Origin of the sequence: Paracoccus isoporae (assembly GCF_900101865.1) — a bacterium.
GTDB lineage: Bacteria > Pseudomonadota > Alphaproteobacteria > Rhodobacterales > Rhodobacteraceae > Paracoccus > Paracoccus isoporae.
The window spans coordinates 537852-563790 of record NZ_FNAH01000001.1 but is presented as its reverse complement, the minus strand read 5'-3'; the positions used below and the strand labels follow the sequence as shown (position 1 = coordinate 563790).

The window sequence follows — 25939 nt, the reverse complement described above, 5'->3', positions numbered from 1 at the left end:
CACTGGCATACGGGCACCGGGTTGGTAAACTGCCCCCGTTCTAACCGCGGAGCCCCGCATGTCACAGCCCCCCCGTCGATCGCGCGGATTCCGGCAGGCCGCGAGCCTGGTGGCGGGACCTGTCCGCCAGGCGGCGGAAGGAAGGGGGTTTGCGGTGGCGCGATTGCTGACCCACTGGGCCGAGATTGTCGGCGCAGAGACCGCCGCCCGCGCCCGGCCGGTCAAGATCGGCCACGGCCGGGGTGCGATGGGCGCCACGCTGACGCTGCTGACGACAGGGGCGTTCGCGCCGCTTTTGACCATGCAACTTCCCGCCATTCGCGAGCGGGTGAATGCCTGCTACGGCTATAACGCGATTTCCCGCATCATCATCACTCAGACCGCTCCGACCGGCTTTGCCGAGGGCAGCGCCCGGTTCGAGCCTGCCCCGGCGCGGGACCGCGATCCCTGCGATGCGGATCGTGCGGCGGCGCGCGCCATCGCCTCCGACATCACCGACCCCGACCTGCAGGCGGCCGTCACGCGGCTTGCGGCACTCAAGCTGGCCCGCGAGGGCCGAAAAAACCGAAAGGCCAATCCATGACATTCGAACTTCGCCATCTGCTGACCGCGTCACTGTTTTCCGCGGCGCTGTCGATGCCCGCTTTCGCGCAGGACAGCGCGACGCAGGCAGATGATGCCGAAACGGCGGCGGAATCCTCGGACGCGGCCGAAAGCGAGACTGCCGCGCAGGCAGAGCCGCAGATCCTTGATGACGTGGTGCTGGGCGACGAATCTGCGCCGCTGACGATCTACGAATATGCCAGCTTCACCTGTCCCCATTGCGCGGCGTTCCACGAGGACGGCTTTCCGCAGCTCAAATCCGAATATATCGACACCGGCAAGGTGCGCTTCATTCAGCGCGATGTGTATTTCGACCAGGTCGGGCTGTGGGCCGGGATCCTCGCGCGCTGCGACGAGGACAAGTTCTATCCCGTCGCCGACATGCTGATGGGCGGTCAGGACGAGTGGATGGGGGCCAAGAATGGCGAGGAGCTGGTGGCCAATCTGCGCAAGATCGGCGCCAAGGCCGGGATGACCGCCGAACAGATCGACGCGTGCTGGGCTGACGGGGACCGGGTCGCCGATCTGGTCGCGACCTTCCAGCACAACGCGGCGGAGGACGAGATCAACGCCACTCCGACCTTCATGATCGGCGGAGAGCAGGTCAGCAACCAGCCCTGGACGGATCTCAAGGCGGTGATCGACGAGAAACTGGCCGAGGCGGAAGACGCGGCTCCGGCCGAGTAATGACCCCGCTCGCCGGACTGAAGGTCGTCGAGCTGGCGCGGATTCTGGCCGGTCCCTGGGCTGGCCAGATCCTTGCCGATCTGGGGGCCGTGGTCATCAAGGTCGAGTCCCCCGAAGGCGACGATACCCGCCGCTGGGGGCCGCCCTTCATCGAGCGGGGTGCGGATGCCTCGGCCGCCTATTTCCACGGCACCAATCGCGGCAAGAAATCGGTCATGGCGGATTTTCGCAGCCCAGAGGGGCAGGAGAAGGTCCGCCAACTGGTCGCGGATGCCGATATCCTGATCGAGAATTTCAAGGTTGGCGGGCTGGCGAAATACGGGCTCGATCATGCCAGTCTCTCGGCGCTGAACCCCCGGCTGATCTATTGCAGCGTGACCGGCTTTGGGCAGACCGGGCCTTACGCGCACCGCGCCGGCTATGATTACATCATCCAGGGCATGTCCGGGTTGATGAGCGTGACCGGCGACCCGGAGGGACAGCCCCAGAAAGTCGGCGTGGCGGTGACGGACATCTTCACCGGCATCTACGCGGCGACCGCGATCCTGGCCGCGGTCGAGCAGCGCCACCGGACCGGGCGCGGACAGCATATCGACATGGCGCTGATGGATGTCGCCGTGGCGATCATGGCCAATCAGGCGATGAATTATCTCGTCACCGGGCAGGCGCCGATGCGAATGGGCAATGCCCATCCCAACCTCGTCCCCTACGCGGTGTTCGATTGCGCGGATGGGTGGATCATCATTGCCACCGGCAACGACGCGCAATACCGTCGGCTTTGCGAGGTGCTGGGGCTGCCGGCCCTGGCCGAAGCGCCTGACTACGCCACCAATGCCGACCGCATCCGCAACCGCGAGGCGCTGAGCGCGGCCATCTCGGCGGTGACACGCGGATGGGGGCGGAACGATCTTCTCGCCGCGCTCGAGGCGCGCGGCATCCCGGCCGGGCCGATCAACGACATGGAGGATGTCTTCGCCGATCCGCAGGTGATCGCGCGCGGTTTGCGGATCGACCCTGACGGTGTGCCGGGTGTGCGGCTGCCGGTCGTTTTCTCGGATGCAGAGCTAGCAACGGATCGCGCCTCGCCGCGGCTGGGTCAGGACGACCCCAGCACCGGCTGAAGCAGCGCGTCGAGCGCAGACCAGTCCGCCAGTTCCAGCCGCACCGGCAGGGCAAGCACTTGGCGACGGAAATCCGGCGGCAAGCGGACGGCATCCTTCTCTGTCGTGACAAGCTGCGCAGCGGCGGCGGTGGCCTCGGCGCTCAGCCGCTGAAGCAGGGCCGGGGTGAAGGGCTGGTGGTCGTCAAGCGCCTCGCCGCGAACCAGATCGGCGCCCAGATCGCGCAGCGTGGCAAAGAATTTTTCGGGATGGCCGATCCCGGCAAAGGCCAGCAGGCGTTGTCCCTGCCAGTCAATCCCGGTTTGCAGCGGAGCGAGCGCACCGGCTAGGTGCGGCACGGTGATCGCGCTGCCCCATGTGGTGCGGAACCGGTCCTGCATGGCGGGCGGGCCGATGGACATCACCGCATCGCATCGCGCCATCCCGGCGGAGACCGGCTCGCGCAGCGGACCCGCGGGGATGCACAACCCGTTGCCGAAGCCCTTGGCCGCGTCCACCACGATCAGTGACAGGTCGTGATGCAGCGCCGGATCCTGGAATCCGTCATCGAGCAGCAGGATCTCGGCCCCGTCACGGATCGCGGCGCGGGCGCCGTCAAGGCGGGACGGGGCGACCCAGACCGGCGCGAAGGCCGACATCAGCAGCGGCTCGTCACCCACCTCTGCGGCGCTGTGGCGGCGCTCATCCACCCGCGTCGGCTCGCTGACCGTCCCGCCATAGCCCCGGCTGACGATGGCGGGCTTGCGCCCCTGGGCCCCAAGGCGCTGTGCCAGGGCAATGACGGTCGGGGTCTTTCCTGTCCCGCCGGCATTCAGATTGCCGACGCAGATCACCGGCACCTCCAGCCTGATCCGCCGCCCGCGCGCCAGCCGCCGCGCCGTGCCGGCCGCATAGAGCGCCGCGAGCGGTCGCAGCAGTGTCGCGGCGGTCGAGGCGGGCCTGATGAACCAGAAGGCCGGGGCGCGTCGGCTCATGCTGTAAGGTCCTTTTCGTCGAGGATCTCGGCCATGACCTGCGCAATCCGGCTGGCGGCGCCGGCCCCGCCCGTGGCCACGGCCCAGGCATTGGTGGCCATCATCGCCGCCTGATCCGGGGCCAGCAGCGTGACCACCGCGCCGGCCAGCCCGCCTGCATCGCCAACCTGTCGGGCGGCGGCCGCACCGTCAAGCTGCGCCCATTCCACGGCGTAGGCGCCATCCCGCGGCCCGTGCATCAGCGCAGAGCCGAGCGACGCCGCCTCGTAGGGGTCGCGCGCCGCGTCGGTCGGTCCGGCCAGCGTCGTGCCCGTGAAGCAGAGCGGGGCGAGCCGGTACCACAGCCCCAGCTCATAGGAATCGTCGGCCAGGTAGACGCTGACCTCGTCGGTCGGGTCTTCGTCGAGGCTGCGTTGCGCAACAACCAGCCCGGCGGCCTCCATGCGTGCCGCCATCGCCTCGGCCCGCCGCGGGTCGTCCGGCATCACGATCAGCATCGCACGATGACTATAGAGCAGCAGGGCAAGATGAGCGTCGATCACCGCCTGCTCCTCGGCCTCTGTGATATGCACGGCCAGCCAGATCTGGCGGCCCTGAAACGCCTCTGCCAGGGCCTCCCGCTCCGCTTCGTTGTGCTTCAGCGGCTCGCGGGCGGGGGTGATCGGCCCGCAGATTTCCACATGCTCCGGTGAGGCCCCCAGCTCCAAGGCGGCCGTGCGGCTGATCGGGTCGGGCAGCAGCAGCCGGGTCAGCAGGGTGATGGCAGAGCGACGCGCCAGCTTGGGCAGGGGCAGGTTGCGCCGCGATCCGGCCAGCCGGGCCTCTGCCAGGATCACCGGAATATCTCGCGACGCGGCGATCTCGATCAGGGGACGCGGCAGGTCGGTGCCGATCAGCAGGATGGCCGCTGGGTTCAGCGCATCGAGATGCGCCCGGATCCGGGTCGCCGTCAGCGGCGGATCGGCGATGGAGCTGACCCCGCGTGTCCCGAGCTCGGCCGGTCCGCCCACCGCTCGGCTGAGCGCCACCTGCATGCCGCGACGCCGGATCTGGGCCAGAAGCTGGATCAGCGGAGCCGGCACCTGTTCGGCGGATATATCGGACTGGTCATACCCGGCCCCGATCCGCATCCAGATCAGCGGGCCGTCGCCATTGGGCAGCGGCAGATCGGGCAGCGGCATCTGCGGGGCGGGCGTGGCGGGCGACAGGATGCCGCGCAGCCAGCCCATCACGCCGCCATCGCCGCCGCCCGGCATCAGATGCCCAGTTCCGCCGTGGGGCTGGTTTCGCGCTCCTCGTCCATCAGCCGGTGCAGATGGGCGATGAAATAGCGGGTATGGGCACTGTCCACGGTGCGCTGCGCGGCCCCCTTCCAGGCCGCCTGCGCCGAGGCGAAGTCGGGGAAAACGCCAACCACGTCGATGGCCGATGTGTCGCGGAACTCGGTTCCGTCCAGATCCGTCAGTTCGCCCCCGAAGACGAGGTGAAGTCGTTGTGTCATCGGAAATTCTCCAGCTTGGGTCGATGGCCGGAAACTATGCGCCCGGCGGCGCGGACGCAATCGCGGCGTCGGCGCGATCCAACGCCGCGGCGATCAGCGCCGGCACCTCGTCTGCCAGCCCGATGGGCGGCAGGCAGGGACCGGCAAAACCCGAGGATTGCAGGGCCTCGGGGATGTCATCGGTCACATGCTCGGCCCGTGTGGCGAAGAACGGCAGGGCAATGGCGCGCGGGCCCAGATTCCGCGCGGCATCGGCGAGGAAGGGGGCCTCCTCGATAAAGCCGGTGACGACGCGGCCGAACGCCCCGCGCAGATTCGCCGCCATCTCCTCCGCCCCGCGCGCCGATCCGCGTGCGCGCTGCGAACCGTGTGCGATCAGCAGAAGCGTGGTGTCGGATGCCTGCCATCCCTGCCGTGCGGCCTCCTGCGCGATCCGGGCTTCGCACAGCGCGGGCAGGGCAGGATCGACCCCGAAGGGCCGCAGGATCAGCGCGGGATCCCCGCCGGCCAGCGTGACCCTGCGGGGCAGTTCGGTGCCGGTGAACCAGCCCTCCGCCATGAACATCGGATAGATCAGTGCCCCGCCGTGACGCATCACCGCCTCATCAAGGGCACCCGGCATGGCGAGCGTCGCGCCGACCGACTTGCGGTCCGAGACTTCTGCAACGGTCCCCGCAAGCGCCTCGATCGCCGCTTGTTGCGGCGCGGGGGCGGAGGGCTGGCCGTGTGCGACGATGATGACGGGGCGGGGCATGCTGGGTTCCGTCCGGGTTCAGGCGCGGGCTGGGATCAGCCAATCACGGCCGCGGCAGGACCGCAACCCGGCCCGGCCGGCGCATCACCCGCCCCGGCTCGTCGCATCGCCCGTCATGGACAGGCGAAAGGACTCGGGTATCACGTCGTGCCCGTCAAGCACAAGATCCGCCGTCATCCGCGCCATTTCCGGCATCATGCCGAAACCGATCTTGAACCCGCCATTCAGCACGAATTGTCCCGGCCGGCCGGGCCATTCCCCGATCAGCGGGGCGCGGCTGCGCGCGCGCGGGCGGATGCCGGCCCAGCTTTCGATCAACTCCGCCCCGTCGAGGCTGGGGCACAGGACGCGCGCCCGGTGCAGAACTGCGTCAAGCTGCGCATCCACGCGGTCATGGTCAAAACCGTTCTCCGAGGTCGAGCCGATCCCGACCGTGCCATCGACATGCGGCACGACATGCACCCCGTCGGTTAAGACTTGCGGCGCGTCGGGCGCATCGTATCGCAGCGACGCACTCTGCCCTTTCACCCCCTGGCCGATCTTGCGCCCGAGATCCTGCGACAGCGCCTCCAGCCCGGCGGCGCCGGTCGCCCAGATCGCTTGTGCCGCCACCTCACCCGGCGTCGCGGGATGCTGGGTGAGGATCTCGCCGCCCCGCGCGGAAACTGCCGCGGCAAGCGCCGCGCAGGCCCGGCGCGGATGAATGCGGGCGGTCAGATCGTCCATCAGCCACCAGCCATCCGCGCTTTCGGGAACAAGCGGCGTGTCCGGGGCCTGCGTCAGCCACATCCGCGCCGCCCCGCGCCAGTTTGCCGAAGCCCCCTCGAGCCGATGCGCGAGCCGGTCCAGATCGGCGCGCGCCACGGGCTGGATGCGGCCGGTGCGGGCATAGCCGGGATCGACACCGCCGGCCTCCGCCACCTCGCGCCAGAAATCACCGGCCGCCAGCAGGCTGTCGAGCTGGATCTGTTTCTTGACGTTCCAGCCATCCGGCGCATGCGGGGCGAGCGCGCCGACCGTGCCGCCCGATGCGCCAGCCGCGATCTCGCATGCCTCCAGCACGCGGACGTGATGGCCGCGCCGGGCGATCTCCCACGCCACGCCAAGCCCGGCAATGCCTGCGCCGATCACGGTGATGCTTGCCATTGCCGCCCTCTTTCGCCAGTTCTGCACATTCAGGGAGTTAACGGCGATGAGCGAACATGACCAGCCACCGGACCTGGAATGGCGCGACGGCGGCGTGCCGGTGTCGCGCCGGTTCGACGATCCCTATTTCAGCCTGGCCGGCGGGCTCGACGAGACGCGGCATGTGTTCCTGTCCGGGAACGACCTGCAAGCGCGCATCGCGGAGGCGGGAGCAGATGTGCTTCACGTGGTGGAGCTGGGATTCGGAACCGGCTTGAATCTGCTGGCGCTTGCCGAGCTTGCGGACCGGCCGGTCCGGTTCAAGAGCTTCGAGGCCTATCCGATGGACGCCAGCCAACTGGCGCAGGCCCACACCGCCTTCCCAGACCTCGCGGAACTGTCGGCGCAGCTTCGTCTTGGCTACGGGTCGCGGCGTTTTCGCGTCGGGCAGGTGCAGGCGGAACTGATCGTCGGCGATGCCCGCCAGACCCTGCCCTTATGGAACGGCATGGCGGATGCCTGGTTTCTCGACGGGTTTTCCCCGGCGAGGAATCCCGAGCTTTGGGGGGCGGAGCTGCTGGCGCAGGTGGGCGCCCTTACCCGGCAAGGCGGAACATTCGCGACCTATTCCGCCGCGGGCCATGTCCGGCGCGCGCTTGAGGCGGCCGGGTTCGAGGTCCACCGCAGCCCCGGCTTCGCCGGCAAACGGCATATGAGCCGGGGGATCAGGCGCTAGCCGCTGCTCGGCCGGGCCGTGGGGCGGGTCGGGGCCGCCGGGGCGGGAGACTCGGGTTCCACGAATGCCGCGGCCGCGGGCGACAGCGCGTCACCCGGCTGCGGTGGCGGGACGGAGCGGGTCAGCACATCTGGCAATGTCTGCCTCGGCTTCGGCGGCGGCGGCACATAGCCGTCGCCGGTCAGATCCCGCGTCGGCGTCAGCGGCATCGGCCGGCCTGCGATGCGGGCGCGATAGATCGGCAGCGCCTCGGTCACCCGCATGACGTAGTTGCGGGTTTCGTCGAAGGGGATCATCTCGACCCAGTCTACCGGATCGGCCTGGGTGCGAATATCGCCGAAACGTTCGGTCCATTCGCGCGACCGGCCCGGCCCGGCGTTATAGCCCGCCGCGACAAGCGCCGATGACGGCCCGAACCGCTCGCGCAGCCCTTTCAGATAGGCGGCGCCGAGCGTGGCGTTATACTGCGGGTCCTGCGTCAGCCGCGCCCGGTCATAGCGCAGCCCGACCTGCCGGGCCATCTGCTGCGCCGTGCCGGGCATCAACTGCATGAGGCCGAGCGCGCCGACATGGGACGAAACGGTATGGTTGAACTCCGATTCCTGGCGGGAAATGGACATGACCAGCTCTGGCGGCAGGTCCAGGGGGGCGCGTTCCAGCCCGGTCAGCGGGAAATAGGCCGCCGGATAGACCGCACCTTGTGCTGCGGCACGCTTGGCCAGTCGCAGCGCATGCCAGGGGTAGCGCATCTCCAGCGTCAGCCGCGCCATCCGCGCGATATCCTCGGCCTCGGCGGTTTCCGACAGATGCAGGAAGAACCGCTGGCCCAGATCCGGGTGGCCGGATGCGAAGGCAAAGACGCCGGCCTGGAACACCTCGTTCTCGCGCAGCGCGGACCGCCGCCATTGCGGCAGCGCAGCCTCCGCCCGTCCGGGCACGGAGAGGGCGGGATCGGTGGGCGCGCCGATGCGTTCGGCGGCGAGTTGGCCGTAATAGGCGGACTGCATCTGCGCCGCTTTCTCGAAGGATTCCCGCGCGGCCGCGTCGGCGCCGGCGGCTTCCTGCGCCCTTCCCTGCCAGTAGAGCGCGCGGGACTGGCTGATGACGCTGCTGGTGTTCTCGCCCAGATTGTCGAAATGCGCCAAGGCCCGGTCCGCATCGCCGCCACGAAGCGCCGCATAACCGGCGAGAAACTCCATCTCGGCATATTCTTCGGTGCCGGGTTCGAGGAAATGCGGTGCCGCGATGCTCTCCGCCGCCGTCCAATCGCCGTCGCGCAGCGATGCCCGCGCGTAATCGGCCCGCGCCGAGGCCCAGATCTCGGGGCGGCGCAGATCCTCGGCAGAGCTGGAGCGTTCCGCCATCAACTCGCGTGCCAGATCATGCAGCTTCGCCTGCACACGCCAGCGGAACCGGTCCATCGCGAGCCCGGCATCGTCCTGCTGCGCGGCCGGCAAAGCGAGGATCATCTCGTCCACACCACCGCGCCGGGCCTGGGTTGCGATCCTTGCCGACGCGAGTGCCCGCTCGGCACCGTCCAGCCGGGACAGCCCCTGCTCCGCGATCTGCCATTCGAACTGATCGAGCAGCGCGAACACACGCGCGCTGTGCAAATCGGCCACGTCAGCGCCGAACCTCGCCAGGAAAGCCGTTTCATCCGTCGCCGTCATCGGCATGGTCAGCCAGACGCGGCGCGCCTCTTGCTGCGCGCGGTCTGGATCCGTCTGCGTCAGGGCGGCAATCAGGGCCATGGCACCAGCGGGCAATTGCGGCGCGTGGCCGTCGAACCAGGCCAGAACGTCCCGTGCCGGGATGTCTTCCGTGATCTTGCCCTCGCCCCGACGGCGCAGAAGCTCCATCCCCGGCCAGTCGGCATGGTCCTGCACAAAGGCCAGGTAATCGCCGAACAAACCGCGACCGGCGCGGAGCGCCTGCCACTCCACCAGGGCGCGCGCCAGCGGGCCGGACTGATCCGCCGCATCCGTCGCGACGGCCCAGTTCCCCGCATTTGCCGCCGTCAGCGCGGTGGCGAGTTCGGGTACCGACTCGGCGCGGGCGGGCAGCGCCGCGGACAGGGTCAGCAGGGCTGCGGCCATCATGTCGCGTAAAGGATACATCATCGCGCCCAATGTGATGGCAAGCCTGCCCATCTTCAATTCACAAGCTTGGCAATTCGCTTTGCCGGGTCTAGTGTCCCGCCAGCTTTTTTTAACCCCCGAGCTTCAGGAGCGTGTCATGTTCAAAGGGTCCTTGCCCGCACTGGTCACGCCGTTCACCCCGGACGGCGAGCTGGATCTGGACATGCTCAAGAAGGTCGTGGAATGGCACATTGCCGAGGGCAGCGACGGGCTGGTGCCGACCGGCACGACGGGCGAGTCCCCGACGCTGAGCCATGACGAGCATCGGCGGGTGGTCGAGGAGGTGGTGCGGATCACCGAAGGCCGGGTGCCGGTGATCGCCGGGACCGGCTCGAACTCCACGCGGGAGGCGATCGGCCTGGCGCAGCATGCCGAGACCGTGGGCGCCGACGCGGCCCTTGTCGTCACGCCCTACTACAACCGGCCTACCCAGGCCGGGCTGATCGCGCATTTCACGGCCATTCACGACGCCACCGATCTGCCGATCATCATCTACAACATCCCCGGCCGCTCGGTGGTGGACATGCTGCCCGACACGATGGGCGAGCTGGCCCGTCTGCCGCGCATTGTCGGCGTCAAGGATGCCACCGGAAAGCTGGAGCGCGTGAGCCAGCAGCGGATTGCCTGCGGGCCCGATTTCGTCCAGCTTTCGGGCGAGGATGGGACGGCGCTCGCCTTCAACGCGCATGGCGGCGTCGGCTGCATCAGCGTCACGGCGAATGTCGCCCCCCGGCTTTGCGCCGAGTTCCAGGCCGCGACCTTGTCGGGCGATTACGGCAAGGCGCTCGAATTGCAGGACCGGCTGATGCCGCTGCATGTGGCGCTGTTCATCGAGCCGGGGCTCGTCGGTGCGAAATACGCCATGTCGCGGCTTGGCATGTGCGATGAGCGGGTGCGGCTGCCGCTTGTCGGGCTGACCCAGGCGACCAAGGCCCGCATCGACGAGGCGATGCAGCACGCCGGGCTGATCTAGGTCGTAGCGTTGCAGCAGGCGGGGCTGTGCACCGGCTGCGCCAAGATCGCGCGCGGTCTGACGATGGCGCGCTCAGTCGCCTTCGTGTTTCAGGCGGGAATCCGCGCCGTCATCCATGATGCTGGGCCGGTCGGATTGGGTGGCCCAGTTCGTGCCGGTGCCGGTGGGCGGCAGCTCCTCCTTGTCCCATTGCAGGTGGATATTCGCCTTGGCGATCATCAGCCCGGTCACCGGGGCGGTCAGGAAGACGAAGACGGTAATCAGCAGCTCGTGCCAGCTGACCCTGCCCCCGAACCAGGCGAAATGGATCATCGAGGCGATCAGCACCGCGCCGACGCCGAGTGTCGCGGCCTTGGTGGGGGCGTGCAACCGGGTCATGGGTTCCGGCAGCTTCACCAGACCGTAAGACCCGACAAAGCCGAAGATCCCGCTGATGACCAGCAGGGCAGAGACGATGATTTCAAAGATCAGGTCCATGTCGTCTCCTATTCGATGATGTCGCCGCGCAGGATGAATTTCGCATAGGCCACCGTGGACACGAAGCCGGTCATGGCGAAGAGCAGCGAGGCCTCGAAATACATCTCGGTGCCCTCGCGAATGCCGAACAGCGTCAGCAGCGCGATCATGTTGATGGCCACCGTGTCGAGCGCCAGAATGCGGTCCGGCACGCCCGGCGCGATCACCACGCGATACAGGTTGAACAGCAGCGCGATGCCGTAACAGGCAAAGGCGAAGAGAAGCGCGTAACCGATCATGTGAAGATCTCCTTCAGCCTTGCCTCGTAGCGGGTCTTGATCTCGGTCACGACGCTATCGGGATCGGGCGCGTGCAGGCAGTGGACCAGCAGGGCGTGTCCGCATTCCGACAGATCGCAGCTTACCGTGCCGGGCGTCAGCGTGATGGTGCCCGACAGCATCGCGATCGCCTCGGGCGAGCGCAACTCCAGCGGGATCACGATCCAGGCCGGCTTCAGTTCGGCGCGGGGTTTGAACAGGACGATCCGCGCGACCTCGATATTCGCGACGACGATATCGCCGATGACCATGCCGCAATAGCTGAGGCAGCGCATCGGAGCGCGCAACGCGCCGCTGCGCGGCCAGTAAGGCGCAATCAGCGCCGGGATCAGCACCGCCAGGATCATGCCGAAGACCAGCGATCCCCAGCGGAAATCATTGACCAGCAACAGCCAGATCACGACCATCAGCACCGACAGGTAGGGATGCGGGAAGAACCGTTTCACTGCCGCGCTCCTTCCTGACGGATCAGCACCGACTCCACGTAGGGTTGCGGATCGAAGAGCTGTTCGGAGATCGAGTCGGTCATCAGCATCGCCGGGCGCGAGAAGACGGTCAGCGCGATCAGCCCGGCCAGCAACGTCCCGGCGGCGACGAAGGTCAGCGTGGGCGACACGGCGTCGTCAATATCCTGGATATGCTCGTCCGGCTCCAGCTTGGGCGGGATCGGGCCTTGCGGGCGGGGCCGCCCCTCCTCCTCGGCCTGGGCCTCGATGCGCTGAAGCTGGTAGGGCAGCCAGAACAGCGTCGAGCCGGCGCGGCTGAATCCGATGATCGCAAACAGCGATGTGACAAGGATGGTGGACCAGATCCCGATCCACCAGATGTCGTCGCGGGTCGCGTCCAGCACCAGCAGCTTGCCGATGAAACCCGACAGCGGCGGCAGGCCGGCGACAGCAATGGCTGCGGCGAAAAAGAAGGCGGCGATCAGCCCGTTGTCGCGGATCTTGGGGCGCAGCGTCAGCCAGAGCTCGCCCTTTCGCCGCGCCGCGATCATGTCGGAGACCAGGAACAGCAACGCCGCGGCCAGCGTGGAGTGAATGGTGTAATACAGCGCCGCAGAGATCGATTGCGGCGTGAAGATCGACACCGCGATCACCAGCGTCCCGATCGAGGCGATGGCCGAAAGGGCGGCAACGCGACCCAGATGGCGCCCGCCGAGCACTCCGATCTGGCCGATCACCAGCGTGATGAGCGCGGCGGGCAGCAACATGTCGGAGGCGATGTCCTCAACCACGGAATCGCCGGGGAAGACCAGGGTGTAGAAGCGAATGATCGAATATACCCCGACCTTGGACATGATCGCGAATAGCGCCGCGACCGGGCCGGGCGCGTTGGCATAGGTCGACGGCAGCCAGAAATGCAGCGGCACGAGGGCCGCCTTGATCGCGAAGACCAGCATCAGCAGCACCGCACCGGTGCGCAGCAGTGCGGTATCCTCGGCCGGCATCTGCGCGACCTTGACCGCCATGTCGGCCATGTTCAGCGTGCCCGTGACCGCGTAAAGCGTCCCCAGTGCCGCGAGAAACAGGGTCGAGCCCATCAGGTTGATGATGACATACTGCACCCCCGCCCGCAGCCGCAGCGCGCCGCCTCCATGGATCATCAGCCCGTAGGAGGCGATCAGCAGCACCTCGAAGAACACGAACAGGTTGAAGGCGTCCCCGGTCAGGAAGGCGCCCATCACCCCCATCATCTGGAACTGCCAGAGCGCGTGGAAATGCCAGCCCTTGCGGTCCCAGCCCGATCCGATGGCGTAAAGCTGGACCACCACTGCCAGGAATGCGCCCAGCACCAGCATCAGCGCCGCCAGCTTGTCGAGCATCAGCACGATGCCGAAGGGCGCGGGCCAGTTGCCGAGCCGATAGACGAAGACCTCGCCGCCGCTGGCATGGAACGCCAGATACAGCGACACCCCGAGCAGCACGATCGACCCGGCGGTCGAAAAGATGCGCTGCAACAGCATGTCGTGGCGCATCCACAGGATGATGAGTCCGCCAATAACCGCCGGAATCACGACAGGGGCGATGATAAAGTGGTTCATTCGGCGTCCCCGTCCTCGCGCCGGTCGGCGTCAGGCATGTCGATATAGTCGTCCCCGCTCTCGATATAGGCGCCGAGCGCCAGCAGCACGACCACGGCGGTCATCCCGAAGGAGATCACGATGGCGGTCAGCGTCAGCGCCTGCGGCAGCGGGTCGGTGTATTCGATCCCGGTCGCGTACGGGTCCAGGATCGGCGGCTTGTTCACCGCCAGCCGTCCCGATGCGACGAGAAAAATGTTGATCGCATAGGACATCATGGTCATCCCGATCACGGTCGGGAAGGTGCGAAGCCGCAGGACCAGATAGACCCCGGCGGCGGTCATGGCCCCGATGGCAATGGCGACGAGTGCTTCCATCAGTTCGCCTCCCCGTGGCTGTGCCCGTCCCGCGACGGATCGATGTCCATCGGCTCGCGATTCACCGTCTCGCCGGCGCGGCGCGCGATCCGCGACAGCGAATTCAGCGCCAGCATCACCGCACCCAGCACGCAGAGGAACACGCCCAAGTCAAAGGCCATCGCGGTGGCCAGCTCGAACTCTTCCAGGAAGGGCAGTTTCACATAGGTGTAGTTCGAGGTCAGGAACGGCACCCCCCAGAGCCAGGCGCCCATCCCGGTCGCGGCGGCGACGACGACGCCCAGCCCGATCATGGCGTGGAACGGCACGCGCTGCTTTTCCTGCGCCCAGGCAAAACCGGACGCCATGTATTGCATCAGCAGCGAAATCGCCACCACGAGACCGGCCACGAATCCGCCGCCCGGCTGGTTGTGCCCGCGCAGGAAGATGAACAGCCCCACGGTCAGCGAGATCGGCAGGATCAGCCGCGTCGCCACCACCAGAAGCAGCGGGTGGCGGTCGCCCGCCTCACGATGGTCATGCCGCCAGTTCAGCAGGCGGCGCGAGGAACGGCCGGTCATCAGCGTCTCGGTCATCGCGAAGATCACCAGGGCGGCGATGCCCAGAACTGTAATCTCGCCGAACGTGTCATAGCCCCGGAAATCGACAAGTGTCACGTTGACCACATTGTCGCCGCCGCCCAGCTTGTAGCTGTTCTCCAGGTGATAGCCCGAGATCGTCTCGAAGGCGAAATCACGACGCATGATGGCATAGGCCAGACCGCCGAAGCCCAGCCCGACCGCCGTCGCGATCAGCGCATCCGCGCCGCGGCGCAGCCCGCCGGTCTCGACCCAGGTGCGTTTGGGCAGGAAATTCAGCGCCAGCAGCATCAGCATCACCGTGGCCACCTCGACCGAGATCTGGGTGAGCGCGAGATCGGGTGCCGACAGATACACGAAAGCGCAGGAGACGATCAGCCCGACAATGCCGATCAGGACGAGCGCGAGCAGCCGGTTGCGGTGGAAGGTGACCATGCAGCCGGTCGCCACGATCAAGAGCACGAAGCCGATCGCCGCCACCGGCTCGACTGGCAGCATCTCCCGTGTGCTCGGCCCGACCGCCCCGGTGGCCCAGGCGAAGATGCCCGCCATCACCACGGTGATCGCCATCATGCTGGCCCCGCGGGCCAGGCGTCCGTCATGCAGCGCGTCGTTGACCGCCTGCGCCCACCGCGCGGCACGGCGGATCACCGCGTCGAACATCGCCTTCGCCTCAGGTCGCGGTGCAGCATCCCAGCCGCTCTGAAGCGGGCGGTGCAGGAATACCAGCAGCGCCCCGCCGGCAATCGCGATGATCGAGGCGATCAGCGCCGCGTTCACCCCGTGCCACATATAGATATGGGGATGCGTCTCCAGCCCGGTCACGGCATCGGCGGAGACGCGCACCAGCCATCCCGACATCGTCATCGGCATCAGCCCGATCAGGATCACCAGAACCACCAGCAGCGCCGGGCTGAACCACAGGCCGGGGCCCGGATCATGCGGGTGGTGGGGGTAGTCGTCGCGCTGATCCCCGAAGAACACCTGCCAGATGAAGCGGAAGGAATACCCGACCGAGAACAGCGCCCCGATCGTGGCCATCACCATGAAAAGCTGCGTGTATCCGGCCCAGACCGTGTCATTCGCCTCGGCCAGCATCATCTCCTTGGAGAGGAACCCGTTGAAGGGCGGGATCCCGGCCATGGACAAGGCCGCGATGGTGCCGATCAGGAATGTCACCGGCATTAGCTTGCGCAGCCCGCCAAGACGCGCGATCGACCGCGTGCCGGTCTCGTGATCGATGATCCCGGCTGTCATGAACAGCGCCGCCTTGAAGGTGGCGTGGTTGATGATGTGGAACACCGCGGCGATCGCCCCGGCCTCTGTTCCCAGCCCCAGCAACATGGTGATCAGCCCCAGATGGCTGACCGTCGAAAACGCCAGCAGCGCCTTCAGGTCATCCTTGAACAGCGCGATCAGCGCGCCGAGCAGCATCGTTACAAGCCCGGTTGTCGCGACCAGGTAGAACCATTCGGGCGTTCCCGCCAGCACCGGCCATAGCCGCGCCATCAGGAACAGCCCAGCCTTCACCATCGTGGCCGAATGCAGATAGGCCGAGACCGGCGTCGGCGCGGCCATCGCATGCGGCAGCCAGAAATGGAACGGGAACTGCGCCGATTTGGTGAACGCACCGATCAGGATCAGGATCAGCGCCGGCAGATAGAACGGCGAGGCCTGGATCGCCTCCTTCGCCTGCAAGATGTCGCTGATGCGGTAGCTGCCGGCGATCTCGCCCAGGATCAGCATGCCTGCGATCATCGCCAGCCCACCCGCGCCCGTCACGGTCAGCGCCATGCGTGCGCCCTGCCGCCCCTCGGGCAGATGTTTCCAGTACCCGATCAGCAGGAAGGAGGACAGCGAGGTCAGCTCCCAGAACACCAGCAGCAGAAGGATGTTGTCCGACAGCACGATCCCCACCATCGCGCCCTGGAACAGCATCAGATAGGTATAGAACTGCCCGACCGGATCGTCTTTCGACAGGTAATAGCGGGCGTAGGTGATGATCAGCAGCCCGATCCCGAGGATCAGGATCGCGAACAGCAGGCTCAGCCCGTCGATGCGAAAGCTCGCATTCAGACCGATCCGCGGCAGCCAGGCGAAATCCGCGACGATCACCTGCCCCTGAAGGATTGCGGGGATATGCAGCACCGCCCCGATCAGCGCCAGCAAGGTCATCGTGCCACAGGAAAACGCCGCGACATTGCGGCCCGAGCGGATCAGCAATCCGGGCAGAAGCGCGCCCAGGAAGGGCAATGCGGCGATCAGTGCTGGTGACATGGCCCCTCGGGAGTTTGCTATGACGGCAACCTAGCGAAAGATTTTTCTCTTTAGAAGGGGCCGCCCTGTCAAGCGGCGGATCGCGCCTGATGATCCGGCTTGCTGCGTTAACCATTCCCTGAAGTCGGCGGCCGAAGACGCTTGTGAAGACCACTTACATATGCAATATCATACACACCAAACCGTCTAGTATGGGCGGTTTATGACCCATGACAGAACGTCCCATCGCTTGTCCGGCCTCAGGCCGGAGGCTCTCGCATGCAATAGGACGCTGACATGGCCCGTTCCGATACTTTCAATGTCATCTATCTTGGCAAGCACGATGTCATCGACACCTTTGAGGGGTATTATTATCCTAATGCTAATCCTCCCCAAGCTGACCCCAACTATAAAGCAGAACAGGCCAGCAAACTGATCGGTGAGTATAACGACCTCACGCCGGAAAGCGTTGTGACGTTCAGCCCCGATAGGGGGGCGAATAGCTACAATACTTATCACGACGGCACGACCAGCCAGTACGCGAATAAGACCTACGACCAAGCCGAAGTGATGTCACAGCTGGTCTATACACAGCCGAACAGCTTCAAGATCACCACGCAGGACGGCACATCCACCAACCATATCTTCGATGCCGTCGCGCTTTATAACGGCGAGGTCACCTTCGACGACGGCACCAAGCGTACGGGTGAGATTGCCATCATCCAGGATAAAGTCGGCAACACCTATATGGTGCCGGTCACGCCAGAACCGCATACCGATTATTATCGGCCCAACATCCCCATGAGTTCGATGTTTCCGGCCGACAAGCCTATTCAGGGAATCAAACTCACCTCCGTCGCGCAAGACACGTTCCGCGGATACTATTTTGCCAACGAAAACTACAATGTCCGCACCGTCCGCTGCTTTGCCGCAGGCACGCTGATCGCGACGGATCGCGGGCTTCGTCCGGTCGAACAGCTCTGTGAAGGCGAGATGGTCAAGACCCGCGACAACGGGTCTCAGCCCGTCCGCTGGATCGGGTGTTCGCGCGTCGATGCCGGCGCGCTGTCGGACACCCCGTCGCTCCTGCCGATCCGCATCTTGAAAGGCGCGCTCGGGAAAGGCGCGCCGAACCGCGATCTGGTCGTGTCGCCGCAGCACCGGGTTCTGGTCCGGTCGCGCATCGCGCAGCGCATGTTCGGCACGGATGAGGTTCTGGTCGCCGCCAAGCATCTCCTGTCGCTGGACGGGGTCGAGGTCGAGCAGCCGGCGGACGGCGTGGCCTACTACCACATCATGTTCGACCGCCACGAGATCATCTATTCCAACGGGCTGGAGACCGAGTCGCTCTACGCGGGCGAAGAGGCCATCCGGGGCATGGACGACGCGGCCCGTGAGGAGCTGTTCACCCTGTTCCCGGAACTCCGCGAGGAGCAGCAGCCGGAAGCGGCGCGGGTGCTGACCAATGGCCGTCGCGGTCGTCAACTGGCCATGCGGCACGCCCAGAACGCCACGCCGCTGCAATAAGCCGTGGCACAAGAAACCCTGGCCGGCGCCGCCTCTGTGCGGTGCCGTTCTCTTGTGATCGGCTCGCACCTCTCCGGCCTCTAGGCGATGTTCGCGTTTCGTGCTAGCGTCGCGAAAACAACCGGATGAGGGCGGGCATGAGGGTTCTGGGCATCGACCCCGGATTGCAGAATATGGGCTGGGGCGTGATCGAGACGGACGGGGCGCGGCTGCGCCACGTGGCCAACGGGATCGTGCATTCCGGCAAGGGGGATCTGGGCGTCCGGCTGCTGCGCCTCTGCGAGGGGCTGCGGGCGGTGATTGCCGCCCATCGCCCGGACGCGGCGGCGGTTGAACAGACCTTCGTCAACAAGGACGCGGTCGGCACGCTGAAGCTGGGTCAGGCGCGGGGCATCGCGCTGCTGGCCCCGGCCGAGGCCGGGCTGGAGATCGGTGAGTATGCCCCCAACGCCGTCAAGAAGGCGGTGGTCGGCGTCGGTCATGCGGCCAAGGACCAGGTGCAGCACATGGTGCGCCATCAACTGCCGGGGGTTGATTTTGCCGGGGCGGATGCCGCCGATGCGCTCGCCATCGCCATCTGCCACGCCCATCATCTGCAATCGCGCGCCCTGCGCATCAAGGTCAGCGCATGATCGGGCGGATTGCGGGGATCATCCTGCACCGGGCCTCGGATCACGTCCTGATCGACGTGCGCGGTGTCGGCTATGTTGTGCATATCAGCGAACGCACCGCCGCCAATCTTCCGCCTGTCGGGCAGGCGACGGCGCTCTATACCGATCTCTTGGTGCGCGAGGATCTGTTGCAGCTTTTCGGCTTTCCGACCCTGCTGCAAAAGGAATGGCACAAGCTGCTGACCAGCGTGCAGGGGATCGGCGCCAAAGCGTCGCTGGCCGTGCTGGGAACGCTGGGCGAGGACGGGCTGGGCCGGGCGATTGCGCTCGGTGACTGGTCGGCGGTGCGCAAGGCGCCGGGGGTGGGCCCGAAACTGGCGCAGCGCGTGGTGCTGGAGTTGAAGGACAAGGCACCCTCGGTCATGGCGATGGGTGGGGCGCTGACCGTGGATGCAGGCATGGCGGTGATCGAGGGCGACACTGATCCCGCCATGACCGCTGCCCCGGCGGGCGCCGCCTCGCGGGCAGGCGAGGCGCCCGGCAATGCGGCCGCGCAATCCGAGGCGCTGTCGGCACTGACCAATCTCGGATATAACCCCTCCGAGGCGGCCTCGGCCGTGGCGCGGGCGGCGCAGGCGGAACCGGCTGCGGCCATGCCCGCGTTGATCCGCGCGGCGCTGCGATCCCTGGCGCCGAAGGAATAGGAGAGGCCGGATGTCCAGCACGCTTCGCACATTCACCCTGATGGCCGCGCTGACCGCGCTGCTGATGGCACTTGGCTGGCTGATCGGCGGGATGACCGGAGCGATCATCGCGCTGCTGTTTGCCGGGGCTGGCAATATCTGGGCGTGGTGGAACAGCGACAAGGCCATGCTGCGCCAGAACAACGCGGTTCCCGTCACCCGCCAGAACGCGCCGGAACTGGTCGATCTGGTGGAAGAGCTGGCCCGGAATGCCGATCTGCCGATGCCGGCGGTCTATGTCATGCAGACCGAGCAACCAAACGCCTTCGCCACCGGCCGCAACCCTGAAAACGCGGCAGTCGCAGTCACGCAGGGCCTGATGCAGATCCTGAACCGAGACGAGCTGGCCGGGGTGATCGCACATGAGCTGGCCCATATCCGCAACCGTGACACGCTCACCATGACCATCGCGGCGACGCTGGCCGGGGCGATTGCCATGCTGGGCAACATGGCGCTGTGGACCGGCGGGCGGAACGGGCGCGGAGGTTTGCTGGCCGGGCTGGCGGCGATGATCCTGGCCCCGATTGCGGCCAGCCTGGTGCAGATGGCGATCTCGCGCACGCGCGAGTTCAAGGCCGACGCGCTTGGTGCCGAGATAGCCGGGCAGACCGGGGGGCTGTCCTCGGCCCTGCAGAAGATTGCGCAGGCAGCGGGGCGGGTGGTGAACGTGCCGGCCGAACGCAACCCGGCCTCGGCCTCGATGTTCATCATCAACCCGCTGTCTGGCATGAATATGGACGGGCTGTTCCGCACCCATCCGCCGACCGAAGCGCGCATCGCCGCGCTGAGAGAGCTGAGGCTGAATGGACGCGCCTGACCCCACGCTGCGCCCCGCGCCCCTGCCCGAGGATGAGCCGGGACGCGCCCTGCGACCGCAGGCGCTGAGCGAGTTCGTCGGGCAGGCCGAGGCGCGGGCGAACCTGGCGGTCTTCATCGAAAGCGCGCGGCGGCGGGGCGAGGCGATGGACCACACGCTGTTCCACGGCCCGCCCGGTCTCGGCAAGACCACGCTTGCGCAGATCATGGCGCGCGAGCTGGGGGTGAACTTCAAGATGACCTCCGGCCCGGTGCTGGCGCGGGCGGGCGATCTGGCGGCGATCCTGACCAATCTGGAAGCCCGAGATGTCCTGTTCATCGACGAGATCCACCGGATGAACCCGGCGGTGGAAGAGGTGCTCTATCCCGCGATGGAGGATTTCGAACTGGATCTGATGATCGGCGAGGGCCCGGCGGCGCGCACCGTGCGGATCGAATTGCAGCCCTTTACGCTGGTCGGCGCGACGACCCGGCTGGGCTTGCTGACGACGCCGCTGCGGGACCGGTTCGGCATCCCGACGCGGCTGCAATTCTACACGGTGGACGAGCTGGATCAGATCGTGCGGCGCGGCGCGCGGCTGATGGGATATGAGGCTGACCCGGACGGCACGCGCGAGATTGCGCGGCGGGCGCGGGGCACGCCGCGGATCGCCGGGCGCCTCTTGCGTCGGGTGGCGGATTTCGCCCTGGTCGAGGGCGACGGGCGGATTTCGCGCGCGGTAGCGGATAACGCGCTGACCCGGCTCGGCGTCGATGACCTGGGGCTGGACGGGGCCGACCGGCGCTATCTGGGGCTGATCGCGGAGAATTACGGCGGCGGGCCGGTGGGGGTCGAGACGATCTCGGCGGCGCTGTCGGAGAGCCGCGATGCGATCGAGGAGGTGATTGAGCCTTATCTTCTTCAGCAGGGGCTGATCGCGCGGACGCCGCGCGGGCGGATGCTGGCATCGAAGGGCTGGCGCCATCTGGGGCTGGACGCGCCGAACGCGCCCGCGCAGCAGCCCTTGTTCGAGGAGTGAGCCCGGACCGGGGCGCTGCCCCGGACCCCGGGGTATTGGGAGTGAAGAAGAATGGAAATCGAGGACCGGGTTCGCCAGAGTTTTGCGAAACAGACGATGATGCAGACGCTCGGCGCTTCGCTGGAGAGTGTGGCCGAGGGGCGGGTGGTGATCGTCTCTCCCATCCTGCCGAGTGTCCTGCAGCAGCAGGGGGCGGGCCATGCCGGGCTGGCCTTTTCCATCGGTGATTCGGCGGCGGGCTATTCCGCGCTGACGGTGATGGAGGCAGGGCGCGAGGTGATGACGGTCGAGATGAAGATCAACTTGATGGCCCCGGCCATGGGGGATCGGCTCGTCGCGGAAGGGCGGGTCATCCGCGCCGGCCGCCGGATCGTGGTGGTCGCCGCGGATGTGTTTGCCGAGACCGGCGATGCCCGCAAGCATGTCGCCATGCTGCAGGGCACGATGATCCCGGTCTAGACTTTTTCCAGCAGGGCTTCACCGCCCGAGATCGAGCACTGGCCGGGCGATTCCTCGGCCTGGAGCGTCGTGATGGTGCCGTCCTCGACCAGCATGGCATAGCGTTTCGAGCGGCCGAACAGCCCCGCCGGGGCGGCGTCGAAATCCATCCCCATCGCCCTGGTGAAGCTGCCGTCCGCGTCGGACAGGAAGGTCAGACCGGCCTCGCCTGCGCCCGTGTCCTTTTCCCAGGCGCCCATCACGAACGGGTCGTTGACACTGATGCACAGGATCCGGTCGACGCCCTTTTCGCGGAACTTGTCGGCGGTGCGCATGAAGCTGGGCACGTGCTGGGTCGAGCAGGTACCGGTGAAAGCACCCGGCAGGGCAAAGATCGCCACGCGGCCCGTGTGGTATTCGGCCAGATCGACCTCAGCCGGGCCGTTCTCGGTCATTTTCAGAAGCGTGCCGTCGGGCAGGCTGTCGCCTTCGCTGAGCGCCATGGTCGGATCCTTTCCGTGTCTTGTTCGCGGGGAGCCTAACCGATTGGCGCGGCGCGACAAGGGTCAGAGTGAGGCGATGTCGTCCAGGAACGCGTCTGCGAAGCGGTCGAGCCTCGCCTCGTCGAGCAGGCGCGACATCGCGTCGCGGCTGGCGGGCCGGGTCTCGGCAATGCGGCGAAGCTGGCTGGTCGAACAGCTCAGCGGCTTTTCGGTCCCGTCCTGGCCGCGCGCGAGCCGCTGCTGGGTTTCGGCCAGCCGGTCGAACAGCGTGCCGGCGGGTCGTCCCGCGAGCGCGCGGCGTTGCGGGTGCATCGGCGCGGCCTCGCCCGCGATCACCTCCAGGAAGGCGGTGCCGTAGCTCTCCAGCTTCTTGGCGCCGACACCGTTGATGCGGGCCATGTCGTCCAGGGTCTTCGGGCGGCGCTCGGCCATTTCCTGCAGGGTCCGGTCCGGGAAGATGACATAGGCCGGCACGCGCTGCGCCTCGGCAAGCGCCCGGCGCTTGGCCTTGAGGGCCGAGAGCAGGGGCGCGTCCTCCTCCGACACCTGCATCTTCGGCGTGAAGGCGGGTTTGGCGCGGCGGATGCTGTCCTCGCGGAGCGTCACCTGCGTCTCGCCGCGCAGGATCGGATGGGCGGCGTCGGTGATGTGCAGGGCACCGTGGCGCGACGGGTCGGGCCGGCACAAGTCGCGGCCCATCATCTGGCGGATGATGGCCTGCCATTGCGGGCGCGACCAGTTGGTGCCGACGCCCCATGTGGGCAGCCGGTCGTGACCTCGCTGGCGAATCTTGTCCGTCTCATTGCCGGTCAGCACGTCGATGATATGGCCCGCGCCGAACCACTCCCCGGTCCGCAGCATGGCCGACAGCGCCATCTGCACAGGCTTGGTCGCGTCGAAGAGGCGCGGCGGGTTCTGGCAGAGATCGCAATTCCCGCAAGGCTCGGCCGTGTCCCCGAAATAAGCCAGCAGCATGACCCGGCGGCAGGACGTGGCCTCTGCGAGACCCAGCAGCGCATTCAGCCGGGTGTGATCGGCCCCCTTGCGGTCGTTTTCGGCCAGACCTTCGTCGATCTGCGCACGGCGCATGCGGATATCGTCGGGGCCGTAGAGGGTGAGCGTTTCGGCCGGTTCGCCATCGCGGCCGGCGCGGCCGATTTCCTGGTAATAGGCCTCGATGGATTTCGGCAGGTCGGCATGGGCGACCCAGCGGATATCGGGCTTGTCGATCCCCATGCCGAACGCGACCGTTGCCGCGACGATCAGCCCGTCCTCGCGCTGAAACCGGCCCTCGGCCTCGCGCCGCGCCTCGGGGTCCATGCCCCCGTGGTAATGCAGCGCGGAATGTCCTGCCGCGTTCAGCGCGGTGGCCAGCGTCTCGGTCTTGGCGCGGCTGCCGCAATAGACGATGCCGGACTGGCCGGGCCGTGCGGCCACGAACTCCATGATCTGGCGGCGCGGGCCGTCCTTGGGCTGGAAGGCCAGGTGGATGTTCGGGCGGTCGAAGCCGCGCAGGAAGGTCACAGGCGCCGTTCCGCCGAACAGCCGGGTCACGATCTCTGCGCGTGTTTCGGCATCTGCCGTGGCGGTGAAGGCGGAAAGCGGCACGCCGAGAGTCTGCTTCAGCTCACCGATGCGCAGGTAGTCGGGGCGGAAATCATGGCCCCATTGGCTGACGCAATGCGCCTCGTCCACCGCGATCGCGGTCACGCCCGCCCGGCGCAGCAGCGGCAAGGTGCCGCCTGAGGCCAGCCGTTCCGGCGCCATGTAGAGGATCTTGAGCGCACCGTCGCGGATCGCGGCAAACACGTCGTCGGTTTCGGCCTCTGTATTGCCGGAGGTCAGCGCGCCCGCCGCCACACCCGCCTCGCGCAGCGCGCGCACCTGATCCCGCATCAGTGCGATCAGTGGCGAGATCACCACCGTGACCCCTTCGCGCATCAGCGCGGGCAGTTGGTAGCACAGCGATTTGCCGCCGCCCGTCGGCATGATCGCCAGCACGTCGCGGCCATGGGCCACGGCCTGCACGATTTCCTGCTGGCCCTCGCGGAAATCATCGAAGCCGAAGATCTGGCGCAGCAGGTCGGCCGGCATCAATACCCCAGGAAGAAGCCCGCATTGTTCTGCAGCGCCATGCGCAGCACGATGATGATGACGAACACCACCAGCGGCGCCAGGTCGAGCCCGCCCGTATTCGGCAGCAGCCGGCGGATGGGGGCATAGATCGGCTCCAACAGACGGGTCAGCCCGTCCCAGATCGTCGCCACCATCGGCTGGCGCAGGTTCAGCACCTGGAAGTTGATCAGCCAGGACATGATGATATGGGCGATCATCAGGAACCAGACGATGCTCAGGATCAGGTCGATGGCCTGGTACAGCGTGGTCATGGTCTTATGCCTCGATCAGGATGCGCAGCATGCGGCGCAGCGGTTCGGCCGCACCCCACAGAAGCTGGTCGCCCACGGTGAAGGCGCCGACATGGTCCGGCCCCATCGCCAGCTTGCGGATCCGGCCGACCGGAATGTCCATCGTGCCGGTCACGGCGACGGGGGTGAGGTCGCGCATCGTCGCTTCTTTCTCGTTCGGGATGACCTTCGACCAGGGATTGTCCTCTTCGATCATCGCCTCGATCTCGCCCACCGGCACATCGCCCTTCAGCTTGAAGGTCAGCGCCTGGGAATGGCAGCGCATGGCACCGATCCGCACGCAGATCCCGTCCACGGGGATCGCGCGCTCCTCCGACCCGCCAAGCGCGTCCGGGCCGCGGCCGAGGATCTTGTTGGTCTCGGCCATGGCCTTCCATTCTTCCTTGGAGACGCCATTGCCCAGATCGGCGTCGATCCAGGGGATCAGCGAGCCGCCAAGGACCGCGCCGAACTGCGCCGCCTCGTCGCCACCCGTCATCGCCTGCTGGCGGCCGAGCACCTGACGGTCGATTTCGAGGATGGCGGATTTCGGGTCGTCGAGCAGGGATTTCACTTCGGCATTCAGCGTGCCGAACTGGGTCAGCAATTCGCGCATATGCTTGGCGCCGCCGCCCGAGGCCGCCTGATAGGTCTGGGTGGACATCCAGTCCACCAGCCCCGCCTTGAACAGCGCGCCCACCCCCATCAGCATGCAGGAGACGGTGCAGTTGCCGCCGACCCAGTTGCGGTTGCCAGCCGCCATGGCCGCGTCGATCTGCGGCCGGTTCACCGGGTCCAGCACGATCAGCGCATCCTCGTTCATCCGCAGGGTCGAGGCCGCGTCGATCCAGTGCCCGTCCCAGCCTTCGGCGCGCAGCTTGGCGTGCATGTCCTTGGTATAGTCGCCGCCCTGGCAGGTCAGGATCGCCTCGCAGCTTTTCAGCGCCGCGAGGTCATAGGCATCCGCCAGCGGTTCGTCGCCCATCGGGGCCTTGCCGCCCGCGTTGGAGGTGGAGAAGAACACCGGCTCGATCTTGTCGAAATCGCCTTCGGTCGTCATCCGGTCCATCAGGACCGAACCCACCATGCCCCGCCAGCCGATCAGGCCGACACGCGGCGTCGCATTCATCGCCATAGCCGTTTCCCCTCAGAGATTCCGCCCATGACCTAAGCCAGCCGCGCCGCCGGTGCAAGGTTGCGCGACGTTCGCGTTGACACCGCAAGGCGCTCTGCTACC

27 protein-coding genes are annotated in these 25939 nt (G+C 67.0%); 11 read left to right on the top strand and 16 right to left on the bottom strand.

What is annotated here, in order from left to right; all coding sequences use genetic code 11:
* Positions 1-58: 58 nt before the first annotated feature.
* The 3 genes from BLT73_RS02710 to BLT73_RS02700 are packed head-to-tail and all read left to right on the top strand — an operon-like array spanning position 59 to position 2411.
* Positions 59-583 (top strand): DUF721 domain-containing protein, encoded by a 525-nt coding sequence (locus tag BLT73_RS02710; RefSeq protein ID WP_090520591.1) that lies wholly within the window; start codon positions 59-61, stop codon positions 581-583.
* Positions 580-1290 carry a DsbA family protein gene (locus BLT73_RS02705; protein ID WP_090520590.1) on the top strand — a complete coding sequence of 237 codons (711 nt, stop codon included), beginning with the start codon at positions 580-582 and terminating at the stop codon, positions 1288-1290. Before BLT73_RS02710 ends, BLT73_RS02705 begins: the two co-directional genes overlap by 4 nt.
* Complete coding sequence (locus BLT73_RS02700) at positions 1290-2411, top strand: CaiB/BaiF CoA transferase family protein (RefSeq protein ID WP_090520587.1); 1122 nt, start codon at positions 1290-1292, stop codon at positions 2409-2411. The genes BLT73_RS02705 and BLT73_RS02700 overlap by 1 nt, the downstream gene beginning before the upstream one ends.
* Here the strand turns inward: BLT73_RS02700 and lpxK are convergent.
* From lpxK to BLT73_RS02675, 5 genes are all read right to left on the bottom strand, one after another.
* A complete protein-coding gene (lpxK, locus tag BLT73_RS02695; protein WP_090520585.1) occupies positions 2387-3385 on the bottom strand; it encodes a tetraacyldisaccharide 4'-kinase in 999 nt (332 codons plus the stop codon). The genes BLT73_RS02700 and lpxK overlap by 25 nt on opposite strands.
* Positions 3382-4641, bottom strand: a complete 1260-nt coding sequence (locus BLT73_RS02690) for a 3-deoxy-D-manno-octulosonic acid transferase (RefSeq protein WP_090520584.1) — start codon at positions 4639-4641, stop codon at positions 3382-3384. The genes lpxK and BLT73_RS02690 overlap by 4 nt, the downstream gene beginning before the upstream one ends.
* A complete protein-coding gene (locus BLT73_RS02685) occupies positions 4641-4886 on the bottom strand; it encodes a DUF4170 domain-containing protein (RefSeq protein ID WP_090520581.1) in 246 nt (81 codons plus the stop codon). The genes BLT73_RS02690 and BLT73_RS02685 overlap by 1 nt, the downstream gene beginning before the upstream one ends.
* Positions 4887-4920: 34 nt before the next feature.
* Positions 4921-5640, bottom strand: coding sequence for a CbiX/SirB N-terminal domain-containing protein (locus BLT73_RS02680; RefSeq protein WP_090520579.1), 720 nt, complete (start codon positions 5638-5640; stop codon positions 4921-4923).
* Between the two features lie 84 nt (positions 5641-5724).
* Positions 5725-6786 (bottom strand): NAD(P)/FAD-dependent oxidoreductase, encoded by a 1062-nt coding sequence (locus BLT73_RS02675; RefSeq protein ID WP_090520577.1) that lies wholly within the window; start codon positions 6784-6786, stop codon positions 5725-5727.
* A gap of 46 nt (positions 6787-6832) precedes the next feature.
* On the opposite strand from BLT73_RS02675, the gene mnmC2 reads away from it, so the two are divergent.
* Positions 6833-7501 carry a tRNA (5-methylaminomethyl-2-thiouridine)(34)-methyltransferase MnmC2 gene (mnmC2, locus tag BLT73_RS02670; protein WP_090520575.1) on the top strand — a complete coding sequence of 223 codons (669 nt, stop codon included), beginning with the start codon at positions 6833-6835 and terminating at the stop codon, positions 7499-7501.
* Here mnmC2 and BLT73_RS02665 read toward each other — a convergent pair.
* Positions 7498-9600, bottom strand: a complete 2103-nt coding sequence (locus BLT73_RS02665) for a lytic transglycosylase domain-containing protein (RefSeq protein WP_245726936.1) — start codon at positions 9598-9600, stop codon at positions 7498-7500. The two genes, mnmC2 and BLT73_RS02665, sit on opposite strands and share 4 nt — an antisense overlap.
* Positions 9601-9736: 136 nt before the next feature.
* Here BLT73_RS02665 and dapA point away from each other — a divergent pair, with 136 nt between their 5' ends.
* Positions 9737-10612 carry a 4-hydroxy-tetrahydrodipicolinate synthase gene (gene dapA / locus BLT73_RS02660; RefSeq protein WP_090520574.1) on the top strand — a complete coding sequence of 292 codons (876 nt, stop codon included), beginning with the start codon at positions 9737-9739 and terminating at the stop codon, positions 10610-10612.
* A 72-nt stretch (positions 10613-10684) separates the two neighbouring features.
* Here dapA and BLT73_RS02655 read toward each other — a convergent pair whose 3' ends face one another.
* Genes BLT73_RS02655 through BLT73_RS02630 form a run of 6 tightly spaced genes read right to left on the bottom strand, consistent with a single transcriptional unit; the run spans position 10685 to position 16661 of the window.
* Complete coding sequence (locus BLT73_RS02655) at positions 10685-11089, bottom strand: Na+/H+ antiporter subunit G (RefSeq protein WP_090520573.1); 405 nt, start codon at positions 11087-11089, stop codon at positions 10685-10687.
* An 8-nt stretch (positions 11090-11097) separates the two neighbouring features.
* Entirely contained in the window at positions 11098-11367 is a 270-nt protein-coding gene (locus BLT73_RS02650) for a K+/H+ antiporter subunit F (RefSeq protein ID WP_090520571.1), read from the bottom strand.
* The gene (locus BLT73_RS02645; RefSeq protein ID WP_090520959.1) at positions 11364-11813 is read right to left on the bottom strand and encodes a Na+/H+ antiporter subunit E; all 450 of its coding nucleotides are present in this window, start codon (positions 11811-11813) and stop codon (positions 11364-11366) included. The genes BLT73_RS02650 and BLT73_RS02645 overlap by 4 nt, the downstream gene beginning before the upstream one ends.
* A gap of 35 nt (positions 11814-11848) precedes the next feature.
* Entirely contained in the window at positions 11849-13450 is a 1602-nt protein-coding gene (locus BLT73_RS02640) for a monovalent cation/H+ antiporter subunit D (protein ID WP_090520569.1), read from the bottom strand.
* Positions 13447-13806: a Na+/H+ antiporter subunit C gene (locus BLT73_RS02635; protein WP_090520567.1), complete on the bottom strand. Its 360-nt coding sequence runs from the start codon at positions 13804-13806 to the stop codon at positions 13447-13449. Before BLT73_RS02635 ends, BLT73_RS02640 begins: the two co-directional genes overlap by 4 nt.
* Positions 13806-16661, bottom strand: a complete 2856-nt coding sequence (locus BLT73_RS02630; RefSeq protein WP_090520564.1) for a monovalent cation/H+ antiporter subunit A — start codon at positions 16659-16661, stop codon at positions 13806-13808. The genes BLT73_RS02635 and BLT73_RS02630 overlap by 1 nt, the downstream gene beginning before the upstream one ends.
* A gap of 276 nt (positions 16662-16937) precedes the next feature.
* On the opposite strand from BLT73_RS02630, the gene BLT73_RS02625 reads away from it, so the two are divergent.
* The 6 genes from BLT73_RS02625 (at position 16938) to BLT73_RS02600 (ending at position 21815) form a co-directional block, all read left to right on the top strand.
* Entirely contained in the window at positions 16938-18167 is a 1230-nt protein-coding gene (locus BLT73_RS02625; RefSeq protein ID WP_090520562.1) for a Hint domain-containing protein, read from the top strand.
* 137 nt (positions 18168-18304) lie between these two features.
* Positions 18305-18799: a crossover junction endodeoxyribonuclease RuvC gene (gene ruvC / locus BLT73_RS02620; RefSeq protein ID WP_090520957.1), complete on the top strand. Its 495-nt coding sequence runs from the start codon at positions 18305-18307 to the stop codon at positions 18797-18799.
* Positions 18796-19482: a Holliday junction branch migration protein RuvA gene (gene ruvA / locus BLT73_RS02615; RefSeq protein ID WP_090520561.1), complete on the top strand. Its 687-nt coding sequence runs from the start codon at positions 18796-18798 to the stop codon at positions 19480-19482. Before ruvC ends, ruvA begins: the two co-directional genes overlap by 4 nt.
* A gap of 10 nt (positions 19483-19492) precedes the next feature.
* Positions 19493-20338, top strand: coding sequence for a zinc metalloprotease HtpX (locus tag BLT73_RS02610; RefSeq protein ID WP_090520560.1), 846 nt, complete (start codon positions 19493-19495; stop codon positions 20336-20338).
* Positions 20325-21356: a Holliday junction branch migration DNA helicase RuvB gene (gene ruvB, locus BLT73_RS02605; RefSeq protein ID WP_090520558.1), complete on the top strand. Its 1032-nt coding sequence runs from the start codon at positions 20325-20327 to the stop codon at positions 21354-21356. The genes BLT73_RS02610 and ruvB overlap by 14 nt, the downstream gene beginning before the upstream one ends.
* Before the next feature lie 51 nt (positions 21357-21407).
* Positions 21408-21815: a PaaI family thioesterase gene (locus BLT73_RS02600; protein WP_090520557.1), complete on the top strand. Its 408-nt coding sequence runs from the start codon at positions 21408-21410 to the stop codon at positions 21813-21815.
* Here BLT73_RS02600 and BLT73_RS02595 read toward each other — a convergent pair.
* The 4 genes from BLT73_RS02595 to asd all read right to left on the bottom strand — a co-directional run bounded on the left by BLT73_RS02595 (position 21812) and on the right by asd (position 25837).
* Positions 21812-22297 carry a peroxiredoxin gene (locus BLT73_RS02595; RefSeq protein ID WP_090520555.1) on the bottom strand — a complete coding sequence of 162 codons (486 nt, stop codon included), beginning with the start codon at positions 22295-22297 and terminating at the stop codon, positions 21812-21814. The genes BLT73_RS02600 and BLT73_RS02595 overlap by 4 nt on opposite strands.
* A gap of 63 nt (positions 22298-22360) precedes the next feature.
* Entirely contained in the window at positions 22361-24391 is a 2031-nt protein-coding gene (gene recQ / locus BLT73_RS02590; RefSeq protein ID WP_090520554.1) for a DNA helicase RecQ, read from the bottom strand.
* A complete protein-coding gene (locus tag BLT73_RS02585) occupies positions 24391-24684 on the bottom strand; it encodes a YggT family protein (RefSeq protein WP_090520552.1) in 294 nt (97 codons plus the stop codon). Before BLT73_RS02585 ends, recQ begins: the two co-directional genes overlap by 1 nt.
* A gap of 4 nt (positions 24685-24688) precedes the next feature.
* Positions 24689-25837, bottom strand: coding sequence for an aspartate-semialdehyde dehydrogenase (gene asd / locus BLT73_RS02580; protein ID WP_090520550.1), 1149 nt, complete (start codon positions 25835-25837; stop codon positions 24689-24691).
* Positions 25838-25939: the final 102 nt, after the last annotated feature.